We start from the raw sequence: 16,153 nt of genomic DNA, 5'->3' as shown, positions 1-16,153 counted from the left end.
ATATTAACGGTAACTGCTAATTTTGTCATATACACGCTCGCACGCCTGCCCCGCTATTCGGGCTCGGTCATAAGCCTTTGCCAGTTCTCCCGCTCTCGCATCAGCGCGATCGAGCAGTTGGGAGAGCACCAGGGCGGCGCGGGTGGCTGACGCGCCTCGATCGGCAGCGCCGGTACCACTGGAGCAGGTGCCGACGCTGGCGGCAAGCTTTCCGGCCTCGACGTGCAGCCGGTCGCCAGCAGCATCAAGGCTGACACCATCAGCATCGGCAGCAGCGTTCTTTTCTCTCGCATTGATTCCTACCTGGTTGGCCTCGCGCTGGAGGCGTTGTTCTTCGGCGCGAGCGGTCTGCACCGCCTGCGCAAGTTCGGCCTGCTGGGTGGCCACGGCCTGCGACCATTCAGCGTCCCGCGCGGCGTTGGTCACCGTGACGCCGTGGCTGTAGGCGGCGTACAGCGCAGCGCCGCACAGGCCCATGAGCGCCAGCACAGCAGCCAGATAGGCCAGCGCTTTGCCCCGCGTCACGCGACACCCAGAAACATGGCCCGCTCAGCGGCACGGCGCTTGACCAGGCCCGGCAGCACCTTGCCGCCTGCATGGACCCAGCGGGAGAACTGCCCGGCGGCGCCAGCGGTATCACCGGCATTCAGCTTGCGTAGCAGCGTCGACTTGGTGAAATTGCCCTCCCCGACGTTGTAGGTGAACGACACCAGCGCATCGAACTGGCCTTGGTTGAGCGGCACGCGCACCGCGCGCTCCACGATGCACTCGAACCGCACCAGATCTTCCGCGAGCATCTCCTCGGCCTGAGCTCCGGTGATGACCATGTTCCGGGTGACGCCCGAAGTGCTGCCGTAACCGATCGTCCAGGGAAGGCCGCCGGTGCCGGGGTCTGGGTAGGCCTTGAGGCGAAGCCCTTCGGCGGATTTGATCAGGGCGATGCCCTTCGATGAGGTCTTCATGCTTTTCTCCAGGCGAAAAAAAGCCCGCACGGGGCGGGCATCGGATGGCGCGATGGGTCAGGCTGCCGGGTCGGGCTCGGCCGCAACCTCGACCCGCGCTTCCTCGGTGGTGCGGCCTTGGGCAAGCTGCGCCTGCAGGTCTGCAATGGTCTGCTGGGCGGTGGTCAGATCCGCCACCTTGGCGCTGAGTTCGCCGCGCACCTGGGTCAACTGCTCCAGCTGCTGCGCTGCGATGGCATTGAGGTCGGCCAAGCTGGCCTGCAATTGGCCGTTCAGCACGATGGTTTCAGCGTTGACCTCGCCCAGGACCGTGGAGAGCAGTTCGCCTTCCTCGCCCGCGATCAGCGCCAGCTGCTCGGGCGCATTGATGTTCGTGGCGATCGGCACACCATCCTTTGTGGTCTGCGTGATGGTGGTTCTGGATGCGCCGGTCAGCAGACCTTTGTTCGGGCCGGTGTCGCCGAAGCGCAGGAGGATTTCATAGTTGAAGGTGTCTTCGTTGTATACGGGCATTATCAGCTCACAGTCGTCGTAGTGTTGAGTATTTGCCAGGCGCTGCCATTTGAGTGGCAGTACTTCGGCCCCCCTGTAGCGTTCGAGACTAAAATCACACAGCCGCTAAACGCGCTCGCGGATGGCAATGTGGTTAGCGTAAAGGTTCCGAGCTTGACGGCGCCGGTAAACGAAGCAGAGCCTGCTACGGTTAGCCTGTCAGAACCGTTTTGCGATTGCGTACCGATATTTAGGCCTGCGCCCAACATGCTTAGCAATCCAGTACCAACGGTAGTGTTAGAAGGGCTTCCTCCTGTTGCAATCAGACGGAAGTCATAACCTATATTTGCCCCGCCGCTTATAAAATCAAAGTATGGAGTTGATGCGGCTCCGTTCTGTCGGCCAAAACGGAGTCCGGCATTACCCGTGGTTGAAAGAACATTCATTGCCTCCATGAATGTTGGAGATGTGATCCGAGCAACCTCCTGCCAAGCTGAAAAGCTGCCACCTGCTTCTGTACGCCAAAGAAGCCTCTGTCCTGACGTTAGAGAAGCGCAGATTTGTAAGCAGCCGCCGCTATCGAAGGGCACCACCAGCAATGCCGAAGGAGTAGCCGTTGGGTTATTGGAAGCATTGGAAGGTAAGCTGAATAGCCCTCCGTTGTTTGCACTATTGGCGTCGGATATAGCGGGTCCGTTGACCGTTCCAATCCCAAATAGAGCCATCGCCGATCGTAGGGAGGACATATTCGCGACACTGGCCGAGGTATCCGAAGCAGCAGGTGTAGGCACAATGGGACTGCTACTGAACGTTTTGACCCCATCAATTGATTCGGCACCAGCTTTACTGACTTTGGCATTCAGCGCTGTCTGCTGAGCTGTGCTAACTGGCTTATCGGCGTCGGCGGTGTTGGTGACGTTGCCGAGGCCTACATCCCCTTTCGCCAAATTTACATCGCCAGTGCGCCCAGCAACCGAAGTGACAGAGTTGACCTGAGCGCCCTCCGCGATACCCGCCAGCTTGTTCTTCTCATTGGTCGTGAAGTCGTTGGTCGACAGGATCTTGCCGCTCTCCTTGGCGACCTTAGACGCCTGGAGCTTGCCGATACCGGACAGTACGCTGTCGGTTTCGGTGACGTCGCCGGTTGTTGCAGGGAGACCGGTGAGCGGCGTTGCGCGCACCTGGGCTTCGGTGAAGCCAGCTCCAGATTTGAGAGGCGTTCCATCCGCGCGCTGGTAAAAAGAGCATTCCCATTTGTTTTCGCTCTGCCCTCGATAACGGAAAATCGCTGTATCGCCTGCGCGAACTGCAATATCGGCGCCGGTGGGCAGTATCAGGAATGCGGGGTCATGCTTCAGTGTTCCATCGTTTTCAAATCGTACTTGCCGGAATGAACCGTTTTGAGGAAGCGGTGAACTGCTGAGCATGGTGATGACGGGGTTCGGACTGTAGAACGTGGCGGATACGAAGTTGCTATTCGCAGCACCCATATCCCACACATTACCGCTGAACGCGTTAGTGACCGAGACCTCATTGGCGTATTCAATCGCACCGGTCATCTGAACCGAGCCGTCTTTCTTGAAGTCCCCACCTCCGCCCGATCCGCCAGAGAAAACTTCCCAGGCCGCTCCGGTGAACTTGTAGAAAACGTCCTCATCGTTCACATGCAGGAAGAAGCCTTCCCTTGGCTCGATGAACTGCCAGGCGCCAGCTGTGATCAGCCAGTAGGCCAGTTGGCCATCTCGGCCCGCCCAGGCGCCGGTGGCCGACGCACCCACGATGTAAAGTGATTCATCGGCAGGCGACGCAGGCGGCGCGGCCAGATCCTTGTCCGCCACTCCGGCCTGCACCAGCTGGTTCAAGAGAGCAAAGGTGGTGTTGGCCAGGGTCTGGTTTGCGGCAGCATTCTGCAGCAGCTCAAGCCCGAGCTTGTTGGTTGCTGTCATACGGAGACCTCAAGGGGGTAGCCCCGACCGACAACGGTCGAGAGTTGGTAGACACGAAAGTTGATCGAGGCCTGTACGGCGCCAAAGTCGGCGGTCTGCTCGGCGGCGCTGTAGGTGAACACGCCGGTGGTGCTGGTCAGGGTTCGTTTGACGGATCCGCCTGACATGACGTCCGCCTCCAGGGTCAGTGTGGTCTCGCCCACGGGTGCCTCCATACCGTTTGCCCACCACGACGATGACAGCCGGCTGCGGCGCTGCACCGTGAGCGTAACTGCCCCATCGGCATCGCGCCGCGCCGCCGGGTAGACCGGGCTCAGCGGTTCGAGGTTGACACCCCGATACGTGAAGTCCACGTCGCTGGCACTGTCCAGGTCGGAACCGTTGGTGATCGCGCGGTACGTACGGTCGGCCATCAGCGATTCAGTCGACATGCCGATGCTGATGTTGTCGGGGTCGTCCAGCAGGATGAAGTAGTCATTGGCCTGGTGCAGGCCTGTGGCCCACTCGGTACCTCGCTCGCCCCGCACGAAGCGACTGACGTTGTAAGTGCCATCGGCCTGCAGTTCAGCGCTTTGGAAGCGTACAATCTCCCATCGGCCGTCCACGCCGTAGGCCACGTAATGCCGGCCCACCAGCATCTGGTCGCGAGTGATGCTCTCCAGTTGCCCGGCGATCATACGCACCGAAAGCACGCGCTCGTCCATCACTGTCGAGGCACTGGCCGGAAGCGTGTTGGAAGCGATACCGATGGTGCTTGGCCCGACAAAGCCTTGCAGGTCCGACCAGGTCTGGCCGTCATCCTGACTCTGCACCAGCAGCGCGCCGTTCCAGCCAGGCGTGTAGCCAACTACAGCGCCGATGAAGCTCGGCGAGTTCTGCTGGTTCTCCGATATGACCGGTATGTCCATCGGCACGAACAAGGTCGGCCCAGAGACCGGTATGGTGCTGATCGGCTCCGGTGGCTCGTTGGCAATGGCCTTGCTGGTGTACAGCGTCGATCTATTCGGCATGCCCTCGCATTGCAGCGTGCCGTCCTGTCCATAGTCGACCTTGTCCAGGCGCAGCTCCATGGTCGCCCACGGCGCCGGTATGATAATAACGTCACCCGGCTCCAAGGGCTGATAGATCGGCGGAAGCTTGAAGCTGAACGACGAACGCTCCAGCCAGGGCAGCAACGTCATGATCTCGGCCAGTTGCAGCGCCTCGGTTGCCGTCAGCACGATCGGCACTTCCAGGTCCTGCTTGCCAACCGCCTTCGCACTCAGGCGCTCGAAAGTCTGATTCGATACAGAGTATTCCCGCGGCGCATCGATGTATTTCACTGTGGTGCGCACTGGCAGCTCGGTGTACATCTCGCGCTCTTCAAGCAACACATCCGACGAGTTGCCCCCTTCGGAGATCAGGGACAGGTACGGTATTGTTGCGACGGGCTCACCTCCGCGCGGGAGAAATCGGGCCACATACCCGGACTGCACCACGTCGAAACGATACGCGCGCTGCAGTGGCTCTATAGCCGACCGGATGGTTCCGCCCTGTACAGCGTATCCCTTGACTGAAGAGTCAAGCATCGAGACATCAATGTCATCTTGATTCAGTAGGCCTGAGCGCAGAACCTCGGCCGATAGGACCTGCTCAAGTGCGGGCGGCTCGGACAGGAGCTGGCCGAGACGAGTGAACACGTTGATACGGTCGCCGGCAACGACATAGGCCATCCCGTCCTTGGCAAGCATCGATGGGTACGCGAAGTCCGAATAGACCGTGCCAGGGATAGAGCCCACGAGCGATAGCTCATCTGCAATCCTATACAGGATCAGGTTGCCGGCACGCAGCCCACTTGCGGTCCAGAGGTACTCGCCTTCATTTTCCAAGGAATTGCACACATAGCTGGCTCGAGCTGCAGGACCGAACCCTATTGTCTGACTATTGAGCCCGGTGGCGCTAACTTTCCCCTGTTTCTGGATCTGCCCGCCATTGTCTAGCACGAAAAACGTGTCAGCCGAATGGGCCTGTTCCGAACCAGGTCGAGAGTCCGTGAAGACCATCAGCGTTTCTGCATCATCAGTGAACGCCATGCCGACGAGATAATGATTCTGGGGAAGGAAATCTTGATACTTTCGTGGCGTCAGGAATACCTTCTGCCCGATAGTCAGGGAGCCGATGAGGGCGTCATTCAACGTGACAAGGTCTGTACCTACGAAACCGCAAGGGTATGGTCCCCCTGGGGGAAATTCTGGTAAAACCTTTCCTGACCCTATAGGACCAAGGAAATCTCCGTCGAGCCCGAATGTGTATTGTCCACCCTTCCCGGTAGTGACGTTTAGCACCCCGTCAGCCGATGCCAGATAGGGGTAGCCCGCGCCATCCGCTGAACCTGACTTAAATTTGATCGGGATTTCGGAGTGATTAACTTCTCGCTCGTCCCTGTAGCTTGAAACCTGCACGATCTCGAACTTGAACTCGGCAGCCTGCAGCGTGTTGCCATAGTCGGCCAGCTGGAAATCTTCGAAGACGACGTAGGCCAGGCCACGGAATGCAGAGGCTTTGCCGACGCCCTTGGCTGCCTCGTAACGCGGATTCGGCAGCTGGTCATCGGTGCCGTAGTAGATCCGAAAGCCCTTGGCCGATTTGTTGCTGGCGATGATGGTGCCAATGTCGGAACTGGCCGCGTTGTAGATCAGCTTGTCACCGCACCAGATCCGCGCGATGCCATCGATAGGCCCTTCGCAGATGGCGATGATGAAGGTCGCCGAGTAGCTGAAGGTACGCGTCGGCGTGGTGCTGGCCCCGCCCTTGCCGCCGGACTTCTTCTTGTGCACCGTCTCCTTGAGCTTGTTGTTCTCAAGCCAGATCAGGTTGCCCGCCAGCGCGATTGTGCCGTGCACGTGGCCGATCTCGGCGCCGTAGGTGGAGGTTTGCACCGACAGGTCGCCCAGGCGCGGGCCTTCGGTCTCAGGCGCGGCAAACTTTCGGTCCAGCCAACCGGGCACGCCGAGGAATGTGGTATTGAACGCTTTGAACAGGATGGAGCCACGGCCGCCCAGCAGTGCGCTTGTGCTCATTCAGATGGCCTCACTCGGTACGCACGCATGACCCGGGCGCCCCACACCTCATCAAGGCGGTGAGTGACGACCCCGCCGTGCTGCTCGCTGGCATGGATGACATAGGGATGGCCGTCGATATCGCCGGCGTGGATTGCGATGTGTTGCGGGGACCGGAGCAGGCGCATCAGCAGCACGTCGCCGCGCTGGGCCTCACCGGTGGGAATGCGATCGAGCGAGGGCTGATCATCCAGCGCGCGTTCCAGCGTCCCGTCGAAGGGGTTGCGGCCGTAGCCGTTCTCGTCCTTGTAGGGAAGCCCGGCACGGTCCAGGCAGTAGGCCAGCAGGCCCGCGCAGTCCATGCCCAGCCCCTTCACCCGGCCCTGGTGCCTGAAGGGCGTGCGCGCGCACTCCTGCGCGTAATCCACGATATCCATCAGTTCCTCCCTACCTGCGTGTACTGCGACGGTGTCGGCACGTCATCGAAGCCGCCGAAGTTCTTGCCATTACCCCACTTGCCCGCGCAGTCCTCGGTGAGGCGCTTGCGGCAGCCGGGGAGCATTTCGTACTGGTCGCCCACCTGCGGGAGGTAGGAGAACGCCTCATGCACCTCGATCACGCCGGCGGCGTAGCTCTTGATCTCCAGAGGCTTAAGCCCGGCGTTCAGGCCGGTCAGGAACCGTATGGCCCCGTTGCCGAAGTAGTCGTCGGGCTCGGTGCGCGCGGCGTCGGTGAATACGTATTGGGAGGCCACCGCCGTAGCAGTGCCGGTGACCAGCAGGTTCTCGAACACCGGCCCGTCCGGCGCGGCGCGCGGCCCGGTGCAGCGACTGCGGAACGAGCGCAGCACCGTCCCGTCCAGGCTGCGGTCCAGGAACGTGTAGTCGCACATGTTCCCGTAGGTGCGCGCCGTCTCCTGCGACAGCAGATCGATCACGCCCATCAGCTCGGCCTTGTAGCTGTTGTCGTCGGTGATGGTCGTCTTGCCCCAGAACATCAGGCTCAGCGGCTCTTCATCCTCGACCGGCGCGGCCCAGCTGGTAGCAAACAGGTAGACGCGGGCATTGTCGTAGACGCCCGAGGTCAGATCGGCCCGGCTGATAGCGCCGGCCGATAGGATCCCTTCCAGGTCGACGCTCGCCGCAGCCAGGCCGCTCTCCGAGCCTAGGCCCGAAAACTCGTAGCCGTTCTCGGTCAGGTATTCGGCACCATTGCCCATGATCAGCGGGATCGGGTACCCGGCAATGCGCACCGGTGGAGCACCCTCGGGCACGATGCGGACGCAGTAAACCCGCGTCTGCCAGTCGGCAACGTGTGCTTTCATCAGGGAAGCCTTACGGGTTGAATATTTCGATGATCTGGATGCCGTCGGAGGTGAGCACTCCGTGGCCGGGGAAGCCGGTCGAGATGTCTGAATTGAAGCGACACGGGATGTCGAACTCACACCCCGCCGTCATTTGCTCGCCATCCAGGGGCAGGTTCTGGATCTGGCCGCCGCTGGCGTAATCGCTGAATGACGAACTGTCGAGGTCCAGGGTCAGGGTGTTGGTGGTGGTGCGCGTCACAATTGCCCGGCGGCCGTTGATCTGCGTCATGCCCTGCACACCGTACAGCGCGACCGATTGGCCTGTGGTGAAGCTATGCGCCGGAGCCGTGACCACCGCCTGCGCAGCCTTTGTGATCGCTGTGATGCTGGACCTGACCAGGCCTGGAAGCCTGACGAGACCGGTGGTGTAATCGATGGTCACCTGATCATTCGGAATGACCTGACCGCCGAACGCGATCTTAACCGTCCCGGCGACCGGTTTGCGCAGCCTCCGCCGCGCCGCCTGCGGATCTGTCGGGCTGCCATACCAGCGCATCAGCTGGTAAACGCCGGGCGTCACCAACTGCATCGGCTGATCCAGCGCCGTCGGTGCCAGGATGTAGGCGTTCGTGGTGAAGTCCTTGAAGTCCTTCACCCGAAAGCCGCGGTACATGCCATTGGCGCGCGCGTAGAGGTTCAGCACCTTGTCCCGCACGAAGCCGATGTTCCGCGCGTACGAGATATCGTAGGACAACCGCACGAACGGATGCCTCAGGCTTCGATACTCATCGCCGCCGACTGTCTCAACCGTGGACACCGCATGATCCTCGGAAAAGCTGCCCCCATAGCTGATCGTGGCCGGCAGCCTTTCTTCGAGGAACTGTGCCATCAGGTGTGTCTCCTTGCTCTGTCAATGGCCCGCACGGTATCCCTCGATGCCTGAGCGCTGCTCTTTTTGGCCTCGCTTGCACTGCTGATACCTGGGTAGCTGTTGTGCTGGGTGATCTGGATCGGGTTACCTGCCCCAGAGGACACCGGCGCGCGGCTGGCTGCCACGATCGGCGCCGCGCTGGCAGTGATGTTGCCGCTGCGCAGCGCCTCAAGGTTGCCGACACCAATGCGCGATGTGGCCTGTGCGTCGAAGACGTATTCGCCGCGGTGCACAGGGCCGGCCACCTCGTCGCGGCGACCGTTGCCGGTGTAGCCGCCATCCATGAAGCCGACCCCTGCGATGGAGGCGATGTTGGCCGCGGTGGCCACACCTACCGCTGCAGCAGCGACGAAGTTGAACGGGGGCGGGAACGCAGCAAGTGCCTTTTGCGCAGCGAGGAAACCGTCAACGGTGGCCTGGGCAACTGCCGCAGCTTTACCGATCGCGGCCAGCTTCTTGTTCTCGGACTGGGTCAGGGTGGCCAGCGTGCCGAAGAACTCCGAGGCGTTCTCGAGGGAAGCCTTGTTCCGCGCGTCTTCGATCTTGGACTGGTTATCTTGGGACTGCTTGTTGATATTTGAAACTCGCTCGAAGTACTTATCCTCGTTGAGTTCCTTAAGGTCGAAATAGGCCTTCTGCTTCTCAAGCTCTTTCTGGCGCCAGTCGTCCAGTTCCTTGGCCGCCTTGTCGAGCCTCGTTATTTCGCTCGCCGCACCACCGACAACAGCATCGAGTCCAGCGGCCTCAGGTGCCTTGCTGACGCCTTCGACTGTGTCAGTCTTTTGAGAGGCACGCAGATTAACGTCGCGGATCTTCTTCAAAGTTTCCAGGCGCTTCAAGGCTTCGACGTTACCCTCGCGCTCGTACTTCAAGCGCTGCTCGGCTTCTAGGATGCCGGACTCAGCAGCGTTCGCTGCCAACGCCTGACCGGTCAGCTTGAGCAGCTCGATACGATCCTTCTCGGCCTGTTTTACTGCCTCAATACCCTTCTGCTGCTTTGTGATGCTAGCCTCAAGATCGGCGTTTCTCTTGAGCTGGGCGCGGATGAGCTCCTGATTCGCCAGCAAAGATTTCTGCTCGGCAGTCAGTGTTTTCTTTTCCTTGATGTCGGCTAGCTGCTGCTCAAATTTGATCAGAGCTTGGGCCTGAGCTCCGATTTTCTCAGAGCTGAGCGACTGCTTGTCGATAGCAGATTCTTGCTGTAGCAGGACGGCATATTGCTGTTTGGCATTGTCCAGCGCCTTCGTGCCTGCATCCTCCGTGTAAGCCTTTGCCTTGGGAGTGCGCTTGTCTTTGATGCGATCATTGATTCCTTTCAGGAGGCTGTCATAGGCTCCGCCGGAGAAGTTCTTGCCGTCGAAGTCCACTCCGTCGAGCAGTGGGCTTTTCGTGCCCGTCCTTTCAGATGCCTCATACAGTTCGAAGAACTGCGTCCTGAGGTCCTTGATCGCCTTCGTGCGGCGCGCCAGCGGGCTGACGTTGTCCATCTGTGCATCGAGGCCTTTCTGAAGATCAATCAGCCGCTGATTGGCTTTGTCCAGCTCCGATTGCTCTTTCGTCTGCTCCCCAGTCAGCTTGATCTGCCCTTCCAGGGCTGCCGCCTGAGCTTCGTATCCAGCCAATACCTCATCACGGGATTTCAGGCCGTTGGTGAAAAAGGATGGGATCGCCGACGTGAGCGGATTGTCCTGGATAAACTTGATCTGCCGGCGCACCAGCTCCAGCTGCTTGGTGGCGTCAGGGAATATCTCGCCGCGCACCTCTGCATAGGCCCGCTTGGTTGCCTCTTTGATGTCGTCCCATACGCGCTCAATGTCAGAAAGCGATTCGCGGTAGCGCTTCAGCCGGCTCTGAGCGTTTTCGTTCAGTGTGGCGCTGAGTGCGTCAAGCGCTTCCTGCGCACTGCCGTTGTCTTCGATGGCCTTGATGGACTGGTACTGCTCGTAAGTGATCAGGCCGTACTGCTGACTGATGTTCTCGGCCGCGGTACTTGCCGAGCGCCCCATGGAGGCGAAACCCTTCGCTACCTCATCTGCTCCCTTACCGGTAAAGGTAGCGATCGCGGCAGACGCCTCTGTCAGGTTTTGCATCTGGTCAGCGCTGACCTTTCCGCTTTCGGCCAGGGCAAGCGCAGCATCGCGGGAGGCGCTGAAGTTCTGTGTGACGTCAGCGGCGCGGCGAGCAACTGCCTGCAGGCCATCAGCAGTCAGACCTGCTGCATTGTTTCCTACCGATAACGCTCGATTGAATGCGGACGCTTCGCGCTGACCGTCAATCCAGGCGTAGACTACTGTGCCGATGGCAGCCGCTGCGATACCAGCAGGTACAGCGATTGAAGCAATGCTTGCCGCCGAAACCTTCGCCTCAGCGCCGAGTTGGGTAATGGCGCGCAGACCGCTACCCACATCGCCAGTCGAGAGGGCATTGCCGAGCTGAACGACGTTCTCTTGCGCCTGCCTAGTATTGAGCCCCAGGCGCGACATGGCTGATGCGCCCTTGTCGAGTTCGGAGTGCTGGGAGTCGATCTTCGACAACGCCGCATTGTACTGCTGCTGTGTCAATTTACCCTGGTCGAATGCCTTGCCCAGGCTTTGCACTTGACTGTCGAGCTTTGACAGCTTCGCTTGAGCCGGATCAATCGCTGCGAGGAGGCTGTTTAGGGCTTTTTGCTCGTCCAGCGTCGACTTGACCAGGGCGACCTGCTGCTTGTCCAGGTCTTTGGTGATCCTTGCGAACTCGGATTCATTGTAGGCGCCAGCCTTGGTGAGGCGCGCCAGGCTATCGCGCTGCTTGGCCAGCTCCTGCGTAGACTTCGCCCCTTGCGAAAGGGACTTCTCCAGCGCATTGATCTCGCCCATCAGCCCAGTCGTGGACTGCTCTGCACGGTCACCCGCAGCTGTCAACTTGTCGAGGTCAGCGGTCGCCTTGTCGGCACCAGTCGTGTCGATTCTGATGCCAAGTTCAGCGATGTTCATGTTTTCTCCGGGCATAAAAAAACCCGCCGGAGCGGGTTCAGTTGGGTATTCGTTTCAGCTCAGCAGCTTGGATTTCTCCAGCTGGTACTCCTGCTCAGTTAGCGCGCCCTTTTCTTTCAGGGCGGCCAGCCGCTCCAGTGTCTGGTACTTGTCCTCACCAGCCACGGTCGAGGGTACCGAATCCTTCTCACGGATAGCGGACACCGACCAGATCAGCGCTGCGAGCCAACCGATGAATGTCCAGCCCAAGAACAGGTCCAGAAGGAATATGCCCGGCGCATTAGGATGATTGCGCTTGGAGGCAATCATTGCAGGCAGAAAATAGGCGAAGAACGCCAACAGCAGCAATCCAATGGAAAGCAATGGGCTCGACGGTTCCGTCACGTTGATACCTCCGTTCATGATGCGATGATTCTAGCATCTGTACGGATAGCCAACTATGCCGACCGGTCCCGCTCATCAGCCATCACACCCAACGCAGCAGCCTCCATGACGCGCACATCCTCGAACACCATGGGCCGGCGCTTCTTCTCGACCCCCACCAGGCGCATCACAACCGGTATGGACACGTAGTCCAGCCCCGTCGCGCCGCCCGGCCCGCTGCGCCACTGCGTGGTCATTGACTCGAACACGCAGAAGCTTGGCCAGTTCTCCGGCCACACGTAACACTCTTCCTGGGGTATCTGGTCGAGCGTCAGGCCGAACGCGCCAACCTCGGCAGCGCTGGGCCCGGCTTCGTAAAGCATACGTGCGGCCGCTTTCAGTTTCCCAGGCGGGCCTTGGTGTAGGCGTCGCCATAGGCTTGCACGATGGCGTCGGACACGCCCATGCAGCTCTTGACCAGTTCACGGATGTTCTCGTCGCTGAACTCATCGTCGAAGCCCCAGGAGACGACCAGGTCCTTCACCTGTCGCGCGCTGTTGTCGATCTCGGCGGCGGTGACCTCGGCGAGAGTCGGCTCCTTGCCTTCGAAGCTCTTGCGAAGCTGCTCGACCTGCTTGTCCCACTGGTCGTACAGCTCGGCGATTTCCTCGCGGTTGCGGTGTTTGAACGTCATCCCCACCATCGCAGGCTGGAGGCCGACCTGCGGGATAGGCACCTTCACGGTGAACGTGGTCGGTTGAGCGATCTTGAAGCTGGGCATGATCTGTCCTTACGCGGCCATGTAGCGGGCGATACGGCTGGTCAGCGAGATGGTGATGGTGCGAGTCATCAGCGCATTTCGGCCCAGAGTTGGGGTCGAGGTGATCGACACGAAGGCGTTGTAGAGGATCGAGGAGCCATCCGGCAGGTTCAGTCGCAGGACGCGGGCTTCCTTGTCCTCGTCGGCGGCTTCGACCACGGGCACATATGGCAGGGTCGGGTCGTCGGCGACCGTCAGCGTCATGCTGATCGGGTTCTTGTTGGTGGGGATCTGCTTGTCCTCGTCGTCTTCCAGGAAGCCGACAGTGAGGAACTGTTGCTCGCCACCGGTGGATGCCACATCGGTGATCTGCGGGATCTGCACCCAGCTGTCGACGGAGCGCGCACTGCCAGCGCCGCCGCCGGCGGTGTAGACCTGGGTGTTGAGGGTGTTGACGCCTTCAAGCGCGAAGGTGTTGGTCAGCGAATTGTCGACGCGCACCGCACGCTCGTTGAGGCGCGACCAGCCGGAGGTAACGACAACGATGTCGCCATCCTCGAAGCTGTGAGCGTTCGAAGTGGCCACGGCCGGGTTTGCGTTGCTGATCGCAGTGACCAGCGCCAGAGCGCTGAAAGTGGCTGCGATTTCCATGGTTGCGCCGTTGGGCAGACGAAATGCCATTGTGTTTCCCTCTATGCAGAAATGACAAAACCCGCACATGGCGGGTTCTGGTGTTTGCCCAACGGGCGAATTTAGATGGTGTCTGAGCGGTATCGGAAGGAGACCGGGACGGTGTAGGTGGCGTCCTCGCTGATGCCTGGGCCTGGCTCAACGGGCGTGTAGACCATGACTGTCATCCCATCACGCGTCAGGCGCAGGTTCAGCGGGAACAGCGCTGCCAGCTCGTCAGCGATCGCCTCGGCTGAGCCTGCACCCTTGCCTGCCGGTGTGACGATGCTCACCTGGAATATGCCGAGGTAGAGCCGGTGCGCGCCTTGCAGGTCCTGGCTATCGACGCTGGCCGGCAGAGTGAAGGCTGCCAGGTAGGTCTCGCCGGCTTGGGGTTCGAACTTGTCGCCCTGATAGGCGATGCGCAGTGCCGGTACCCGAGCGGCGGCCCAAGCCTGGAGTCGAGCCTCGTAGATCTTGCGTATCGTCGCGTGAGTCATACCTGGTTGTTCCTGATGGCTTCGTCGACGATCCGCTGGAATCGGGCCAGAGTGATCCGCACCATCCCTCCGGGCGCCTGAGCAGAGTGGCCGTACTCGAGCGGGATGGCGTAGGGCAGATTGTTCACGATGTAGATCTGCTGACCTGGCCGAAAGTCGTTGAATGCGGCCACAAGCGATTCGATCGTCTCGCGCCCGCTTGGGTCGAGATCGTCAAAGGTGTATGGCTCAATGAAGTCCAAAGAGGCGTGCCAGTTGGCCCTGAATCGGCCGGTATCCACTGGAGACATGCGGATCAGCGAGTTGCCGATCTCTATGGCCACTTCGCGTACTGAGGCATTGATCGCCGCATTGGCTTTTTCTGCAAACTCGGCCAGCTGCAGTCCGAAGCTGCCCTGCTTGCCCGCGTACTTGCTCATGAGCGCACCTGCAGCTCGTACAGGATCGGCGTGCCGGCCGGGTTGATCTCTTTCACCGGCGGGATGATCGACCAGGTTCGGCCTTGGGCCGCGACCTTGCTCAGAAGGCCGGGCGCCGATCCAAGGCCCTGCGCGGCGATCTTCAGCTTCTTGTCGCCGAACTGGATCAGGCTGTTGGTCTGGAACTCGTAACCGGTGAAGTCGAGCAGGATGCCTTGCGCGGTGCGCTCCACGACCGTGTCTGGGCCGTTCTGGCTTGTTTCGGGGTCATACTCACCCGGCGTTACGTCCAGGATGATCACCGGCTGGCCGAACTCAGTGATCAGGTCGAGAGCCACTGCGGCCATCTCGTCGTAGAAAATGGCCACGTCTGCTCCTTATATTTAGATCACGTCAGCGTTCTGCTTTAGCGCACGGACTCGAATAATGCTGCTCAGCGATACACCATAGTGCGCAGCAGCCTGCTTGATAGTTAACCCAAGCACGTTTTCCCGAATCTCGACAACATCTTGTGTGGTCAGCTTGCGCTGCCAGTTCTGGACTGTTTTGTTATCTGTTTGGTGTTTGTACTTATCCGACTGGTTGGCAACTGGTGTAGCCCAAGCAAGGTGCTGTGGGTTTATGCAGAGCGGATTGCCGCAAGAGTGGGCTGCTTCGAACTCGCACGAAGGTGCCGGACCGTGTAATTTCTCGCAGACAATGCGATGAACAAGCCTGGGCGCCCCGCCGATATTGATTTGGCCATAGCCGTGGCCGCCTACGGAAAATTTCCAAATCAGACAAAGTTCAGATTTCGAATCACATGCTGCATCCAGCATCCGTTTTGGCGCGCCGCGCTCAGTGCCATTTGCAGTGGTGCTGCCGGACTTCCGTTGCCGTTGATAGTGCAGTCCGCACAATCCGCGGCCGTAATGCTTTCTGGCGCAGCCGCTTTCGCTGCAGACCTTATCTGCTTCTGCCATTTCATACCCCTACAGTACGAACCCTAACTTGGAGGTGCGGCAGGCCGGTTAGGGGCCGGCTCTTCGGGGATCAACCTAGCCGCCCGACCATTATATCAGGCGCGGACGGCGAAGAGCCCCCGCTTGAGTAGGTAATCAGCGAACTGCGAGCGGCTGGGCCGGTCTGGCGCCGCCGGCAACAGTCTGCTGCTGGTGCTGCTGATCGCGGCGTACTCACGCGTCACAGCGCCTTCGACACGCTCCAGGGTGACCGCGCCCTTGCGCGAATCAACCGGGTCAACGTCATCGGCATGGATCTCGGCGGCAAGCGCCATCTGCCCGTACTGGATACGTGCAGGAATGTAGTTGGAAGGCTTGATCTCGGTATCGACGATCACGTCCTTCCGGGGCCAGGCCAAGGCCTGATCCGGGTTTGTTCGGCGTCCTTTCCACTTCATGCCATTCATCGCCAAGGCGGCCCGGCGCAGCAGCGCCTCCTGCGCCACCTCATCGGCCGGAATGGTCACGCCATACATCATGGCGTAGCTGACCAGTTCCTCCGCCGTTGAGTAGCTGTCGGCATTTGGCTTGCCGGTACCGTCCTCGATGATGAGCATGGATTATTCCTTCGTGGTTTTCCCGGCCTTGGCGGCCTCGGTGTTCTTGCCGCCGCCGTTGTTGCGCGCCGCGGTTTCGTCCGAATCAGTGCGGACCGAATCCACACCACCGGTTTCGCCAACGGTTTGCGGGCCGACGGTGATATTACCTTCGGAACCACCGTAGCCCCAGCGCGCTTTTACGTTCGGGTCGATGTGCTTGTCTTTTTCAACTGCCATGATCTTTCTCCTTCA

19 protein-coding genes are annotated in these 16,153 nt (G+C 60.3%); all 19 read right to left on the bottom strand.

Features of this window, described 5'->3' with window-relative positions; genetic code table 11:
• Positions 1 to 3: 3 nt before the first annotated feature.
• Positions 4 to 525 (bottom strand): DUF2514 family protein, encoded by a 522-nt coding sequence (locus BLV18_RS07870; RefSeq protein WP_425272622.1) that lies wholly within the window; start codon positions 523 to 525, stop codon positions 4 to 6.
• On the bottom strand, positions 522 to 962 hold the full coding sequence (locus BLV18_RS07865) for a lysozyme (protein WP_090357527.1): 441 nt from the start codon (positions 960 to 962) through the stop codon (positions 522 to 524). The genes BLV18_RS07870 and BLV18_RS07865 overlap by 4 nt, the downstream gene beginning before the upstream one ends.
• Positions 963 to 1,019: 57 nt before the next feature.
• Complete coding sequence (locus BLV18_RS07860; RefSeq protein WP_090357525.1) at positions 1,020 to 1,475, bottom strand: hypothetical protein; 456 nt, start codon at positions 1,473 to 1,475, stop codon at positions 1,020 to 1,022.
• 2 nt (positions 1,476 to 1,477) lie between these two features.
• The gene (locus BLV18_RS07855; RefSeq protein ID WP_090357523.1) at positions 1,478 to 3,400 is read right to left on the bottom strand and encodes a DUF2793 domain-containing protein; all 1,923 of its coding nucleotides are present in this window, start codon (positions 3,398 to 3,400) and stop codon (positions 1,478 to 1,480) included.
• Positions 3,397 to 6,459 carry a phage tail protein gene (locus tag BLV18_RS07850; RefSeq protein WP_090357521.1) on the bottom strand — a complete coding sequence of 1,021 codons (3,063 nt, stop codon included), beginning with the start codon at positions 6,457 to 6,459 and terminating at the stop codon, positions 3,397 to 3,399. The genes BLV18_RS07855 and BLV18_RS07850 overlap by 4 nt, the downstream gene beginning before the upstream one ends.
• Positions 6,456 to 6,875, bottom strand: coding sequence for a C40 family peptidase (locus BLV18_RS07845; RefSeq protein ID WP_090357519.1), 420 nt, complete (start codon positions 6,873 to 6,875; stop codon positions 6,456 to 6,458). The genes BLV18_RS07850 and BLV18_RS07845 overlap by 4 nt, the downstream gene beginning before the upstream one ends.
• Complete coding sequence (locus BLV18_RS07840) at positions 6,875 to 7,762, bottom strand: phage/gene transfer agent baseplate hub protein (protein WP_090357516.1); 888 nt, start codon at positions 7,760 to 7,762, stop codon at positions 6,875 to 6,877. The genes BLV18_RS07845 and BLV18_RS07840 overlap by 1 nt, the downstream gene beginning before the upstream one ends.
• A 10-nt stretch (positions 7,763 to 7,772) precedes the next feature.
• Complete coding sequence (locus BLV18_RS07835) at positions 7,773 to 8,633, bottom strand: DUF2460 domain-containing protein (protein WP_090357514.1); 861 nt, start codon at positions 8,631 to 8,633, stop codon at positions 7,773 to 7,775.
• Positions 8,633 to 11,650 carry a phage tail length tape measure family protein gene (locus BLV18_RS07830; RefSeq protein WP_167375917.1) on the bottom strand — a complete coding sequence of 1,006 codons (3,018 nt, stop codon included), beginning with the start codon at positions 11,648 to 11,650 and terminating at the stop codon, positions 8,633 to 8,635. The genes BLV18_RS07835 and BLV18_RS07830 overlap by 1 nt, the downstream gene beginning before the upstream one ends.
• A 54-nt stretch (positions 11,651 to 11,704) precedes the next feature.
• Positions 11,705 to 12,052 (bottom strand): superinfection immunity protein, encoded by a 348-nt coding sequence (locus BLV18_RS07825; protein ID WP_090357510.1) that lies wholly within the window; start codon positions 12,050 to 12,052, stop codon positions 11,705 to 11,707.
• Between the two features lie 35 nt (positions 12,053 to 12,087).
• A complete protein-coding gene (locus tag BLV18_RS07820; RefSeq protein WP_090357508.1) occupies positions 12,088 to 12,396 on the bottom strand; it encodes a DUF1799 domain-containing protein in 309 nt (102 codons plus the stop codon).
• A 14-nt stretch (positions 12,397 to 12,410) separates the two neighbouring features.
• Positions 12,411 to 12,794, bottom strand: a complete 384-nt coding sequence (locus BLV18_RS07815; RefSeq protein WP_090357505.1) for a phage tail assembly chaperone — start codon at positions 12,792 to 12,794, stop codon at positions 12,411 to 12,413.
• A 9-nt stretch (positions 12,795 to 12,803) separates the two neighbouring features.
• Entirely contained in the window at positions 12,804 to 13,454 is a 651-nt protein-coding gene (locus BLV18_RS07810; RefSeq protein ID WP_090357503.1) for a phage tail protein, read from the bottom strand.
• A gap of 71 nt (positions 13,455 to 13,525) precedes the next feature.
• Positions 13,526 to 13,942 carry a phage tail terminator-like protein gene (locus BLV18_RS07805; protein WP_090357500.1) on the bottom strand — a complete coding sequence of 139 codons (417 nt, stop codon included), beginning with the start codon at positions 13,940 to 13,942 and terminating at the stop codon, positions 13,526 to 13,528.
• Positions 13,939 to 14,361, bottom strand: coding sequence for an HK97 gp10 family phage protein (locus tag BLV18_RS07800; protein WP_090357498.1), 423 nt, complete (start codon positions 14,359 to 14,361; stop codon positions 13,939 to 13,941). The genes BLV18_RS07805 and BLV18_RS07800 overlap by 4 nt, the downstream gene beginning before the upstream one ends.
• Positions 14,358 to 14,708, bottom strand: a complete 351-nt coding sequence (locus BLV18_RS07795) for a hypothetical protein (protein WP_090362108.1) — start codon at positions 14,706 to 14,708, stop codon at positions 14,358 to 14,360. Before BLV18_RS07795 ends, BLV18_RS07800 begins: the two co-directional genes overlap by 4 nt.
• 36 nt (positions 14,709 to 14,744) lie before the next feature.
• Positions 14,745 to 15,323: an HNH endonuclease gene (locus BLV18_RS07790; protein WP_090357497.1), complete on the bottom strand. Its 579-nt coding sequence runs from the start codon at positions 15,321 to 15,323 to the stop codon at positions 14,745 to 14,747.
• Between the two features lie 95 nt (positions 15,324 to 15,418).
• Complete coding sequence (locus BLV18_RS07785; protein ID WP_090357494.1) at positions 15,419 to 15,919, bottom strand: DnaT-like ssDNA-binding protein; 501 nt, start codon at positions 15,917 to 15,919, stop codon at positions 15,419 to 15,421.
• Positions 15,920 to 15,922: 3 nt separating this feature from the next.
• On the bottom strand, positions 15,923 to 16,138 hold the full coding sequence (locus BLV18_RS07780) for a hypothetical protein (RefSeq protein ID WP_090357492.1): 216 nt from the start codon (positions 16,136 to 16,138) through the stop codon (positions 15,923 to 15,925).
• Positions 16,139 to 16,153 lie beyond the last annotated feature (15 nt).

The organism is Pseudomonas coleopterorum, assembly GCF_900105555.1.
Lineage (GTDB): Bacteria > Pseudomonadota > Gammaproteobacteria > Pseudomonadales > Pseudomonadaceae > Aquipseudomonas > Aquipseudomonas coleopterorum.
This window is presented reverse-complemented; position numbering and strand designations above follow the sequence as displayed.

What these genes read in the sequence shown, in the direction of transcription:
- BLV18_RS07780 (WP_090357492.1), bottom strand. Translation starts at nt 16,138, where the DNA reads ATGGCAGTTGAAAAAGACAAGCACATCGACCCGAACGTAAAAGCGCGC.
- BLV18_RS07865 (WP_090357527.1), bottom strand. Translation starts at nt 962, where the DNA reads ATGAAGACCTCATCGAAGGGCATCGCCCTGATCAAATCCGCCGAAGGG.
- BLV18_RS07845 (WP_090357519.1), bottom strand. Translation starts at nt 6,875, where the DNA reads ATGGATATCGTGGATTACGCGCAGGAGTGCGCGCGCACGCCCTTCAGG.
- BLV18_RS07785 (WP_090357494.1), bottom strand. Translation starts at nt 15,919, where the DNA reads ATGCTCATCATCGAGGACGGTACCGGCAAGCCAAATGCCGACAGCTAC.
- BLV18_RS07830 (WP_167375917.1), bottom strand. Translation starts at nt 11,650, where the DNA reads ATGAACATCGCTGAACTTGGCATCAGAATCGACACGACTGGTGCCGAC.
- BLV18_RS07810 (WP_090357503.1), bottom strand. Translation starts at nt 13,454, where the DNA reads ATGGCATTTCGTCTGCCCAACGGCGCAACCATGGAAATCGCAGCCACT.
- BLV18_RS07840 (WP_090357516.1), bottom strand. Translation starts at nt 7,762, where the DNA reads ATGAAAGCACACGTTGCCGACTGGCAGACGCGGGTTTACTGCGTCCGC.
- BLV18_RS07820 (WP_090357508.1), bottom strand. Translation starts at nt 12,396, where the DNA reads ATGCTTTACGAAGCCGGGCCCAGCGCTGCCGAGGTTGGCGCGTTCGGC.
- BLV18_RS07790 (WP_090357497.1), bottom strand. Translation starts at nt 15,323, where the DNA reads ATGGCAGAAGCAGATAAGGTCTGCAGCGAAAGCGGCTGCGCCAGAAAG.
- BLV18_RS07835 (WP_090357514.1), bottom strand. Translation starts at nt 8,633, where the DNA reads ATGGCACAGTTCCTCGAAGAAAGGCTGCCGGCCACGATCAGCTATGGG.
- BLV18_RS07825 (WP_090357510.1), bottom strand. Translation starts at nt 12,052, where the DNA reads ATGAACGGAGGTATCAACGTGACGGAACCGTCGAGCCCATTGCTTTCC.
- BLV18_RS07805 (WP_090357500.1), bottom strand. Translation starts at nt 13,942, where the DNA reads ATGACTCACGCGACGATACGCAAGATCTACGAGGCTCGACTCCAGGCT.
- BLV18_RS07795 (WP_090362108.1), bottom strand. Translation starts at nt 14,708, where the DNA reads ATGGCCGCAGTGGCTCTCGACCTGATCACTGAGTTCGGCCAGCCGGTG.
- BLV18_RS07855 (WP_090357523.1), bottom strand. Translation starts at nt 3,400, where the DNA reads ATGACAGCAACCAACAAGCTCGGGCTTGAGCTGCTGCAGAATGCTGCC.
- BLV18_RS07815 (WP_090357505.1), bottom strand. Translation starts at nt 12,794, where the DNA reads ATGCCCAGCTTCAAGATCGCTCAACCGACCACGTTCACCGTGAAGGTG.
- BLV18_RS07860 (WP_090357525.1), bottom strand. Translation starts at nt 1,475, where the DNA reads ATGCCCGTATACAACGAAGACACCTTCAACTATGAAATCCTCCTGCGC.
- BLV18_RS07800 (WP_090357498.1), bottom strand. Translation starts at nt 14,361, where the DNA reads ATGAGCAAGTACGCGGGCAAGCAGGGCAGCTTCGGACTGCAGCTGGCC.
- BLV18_RS07850 (WP_090357521.1), bottom strand. Translation starts at nt 6,459, where the DNA reads ATGAGCACAAGCGCACTGCTGGGCGGCCGTGGCTCCATCCTGTTCAAA.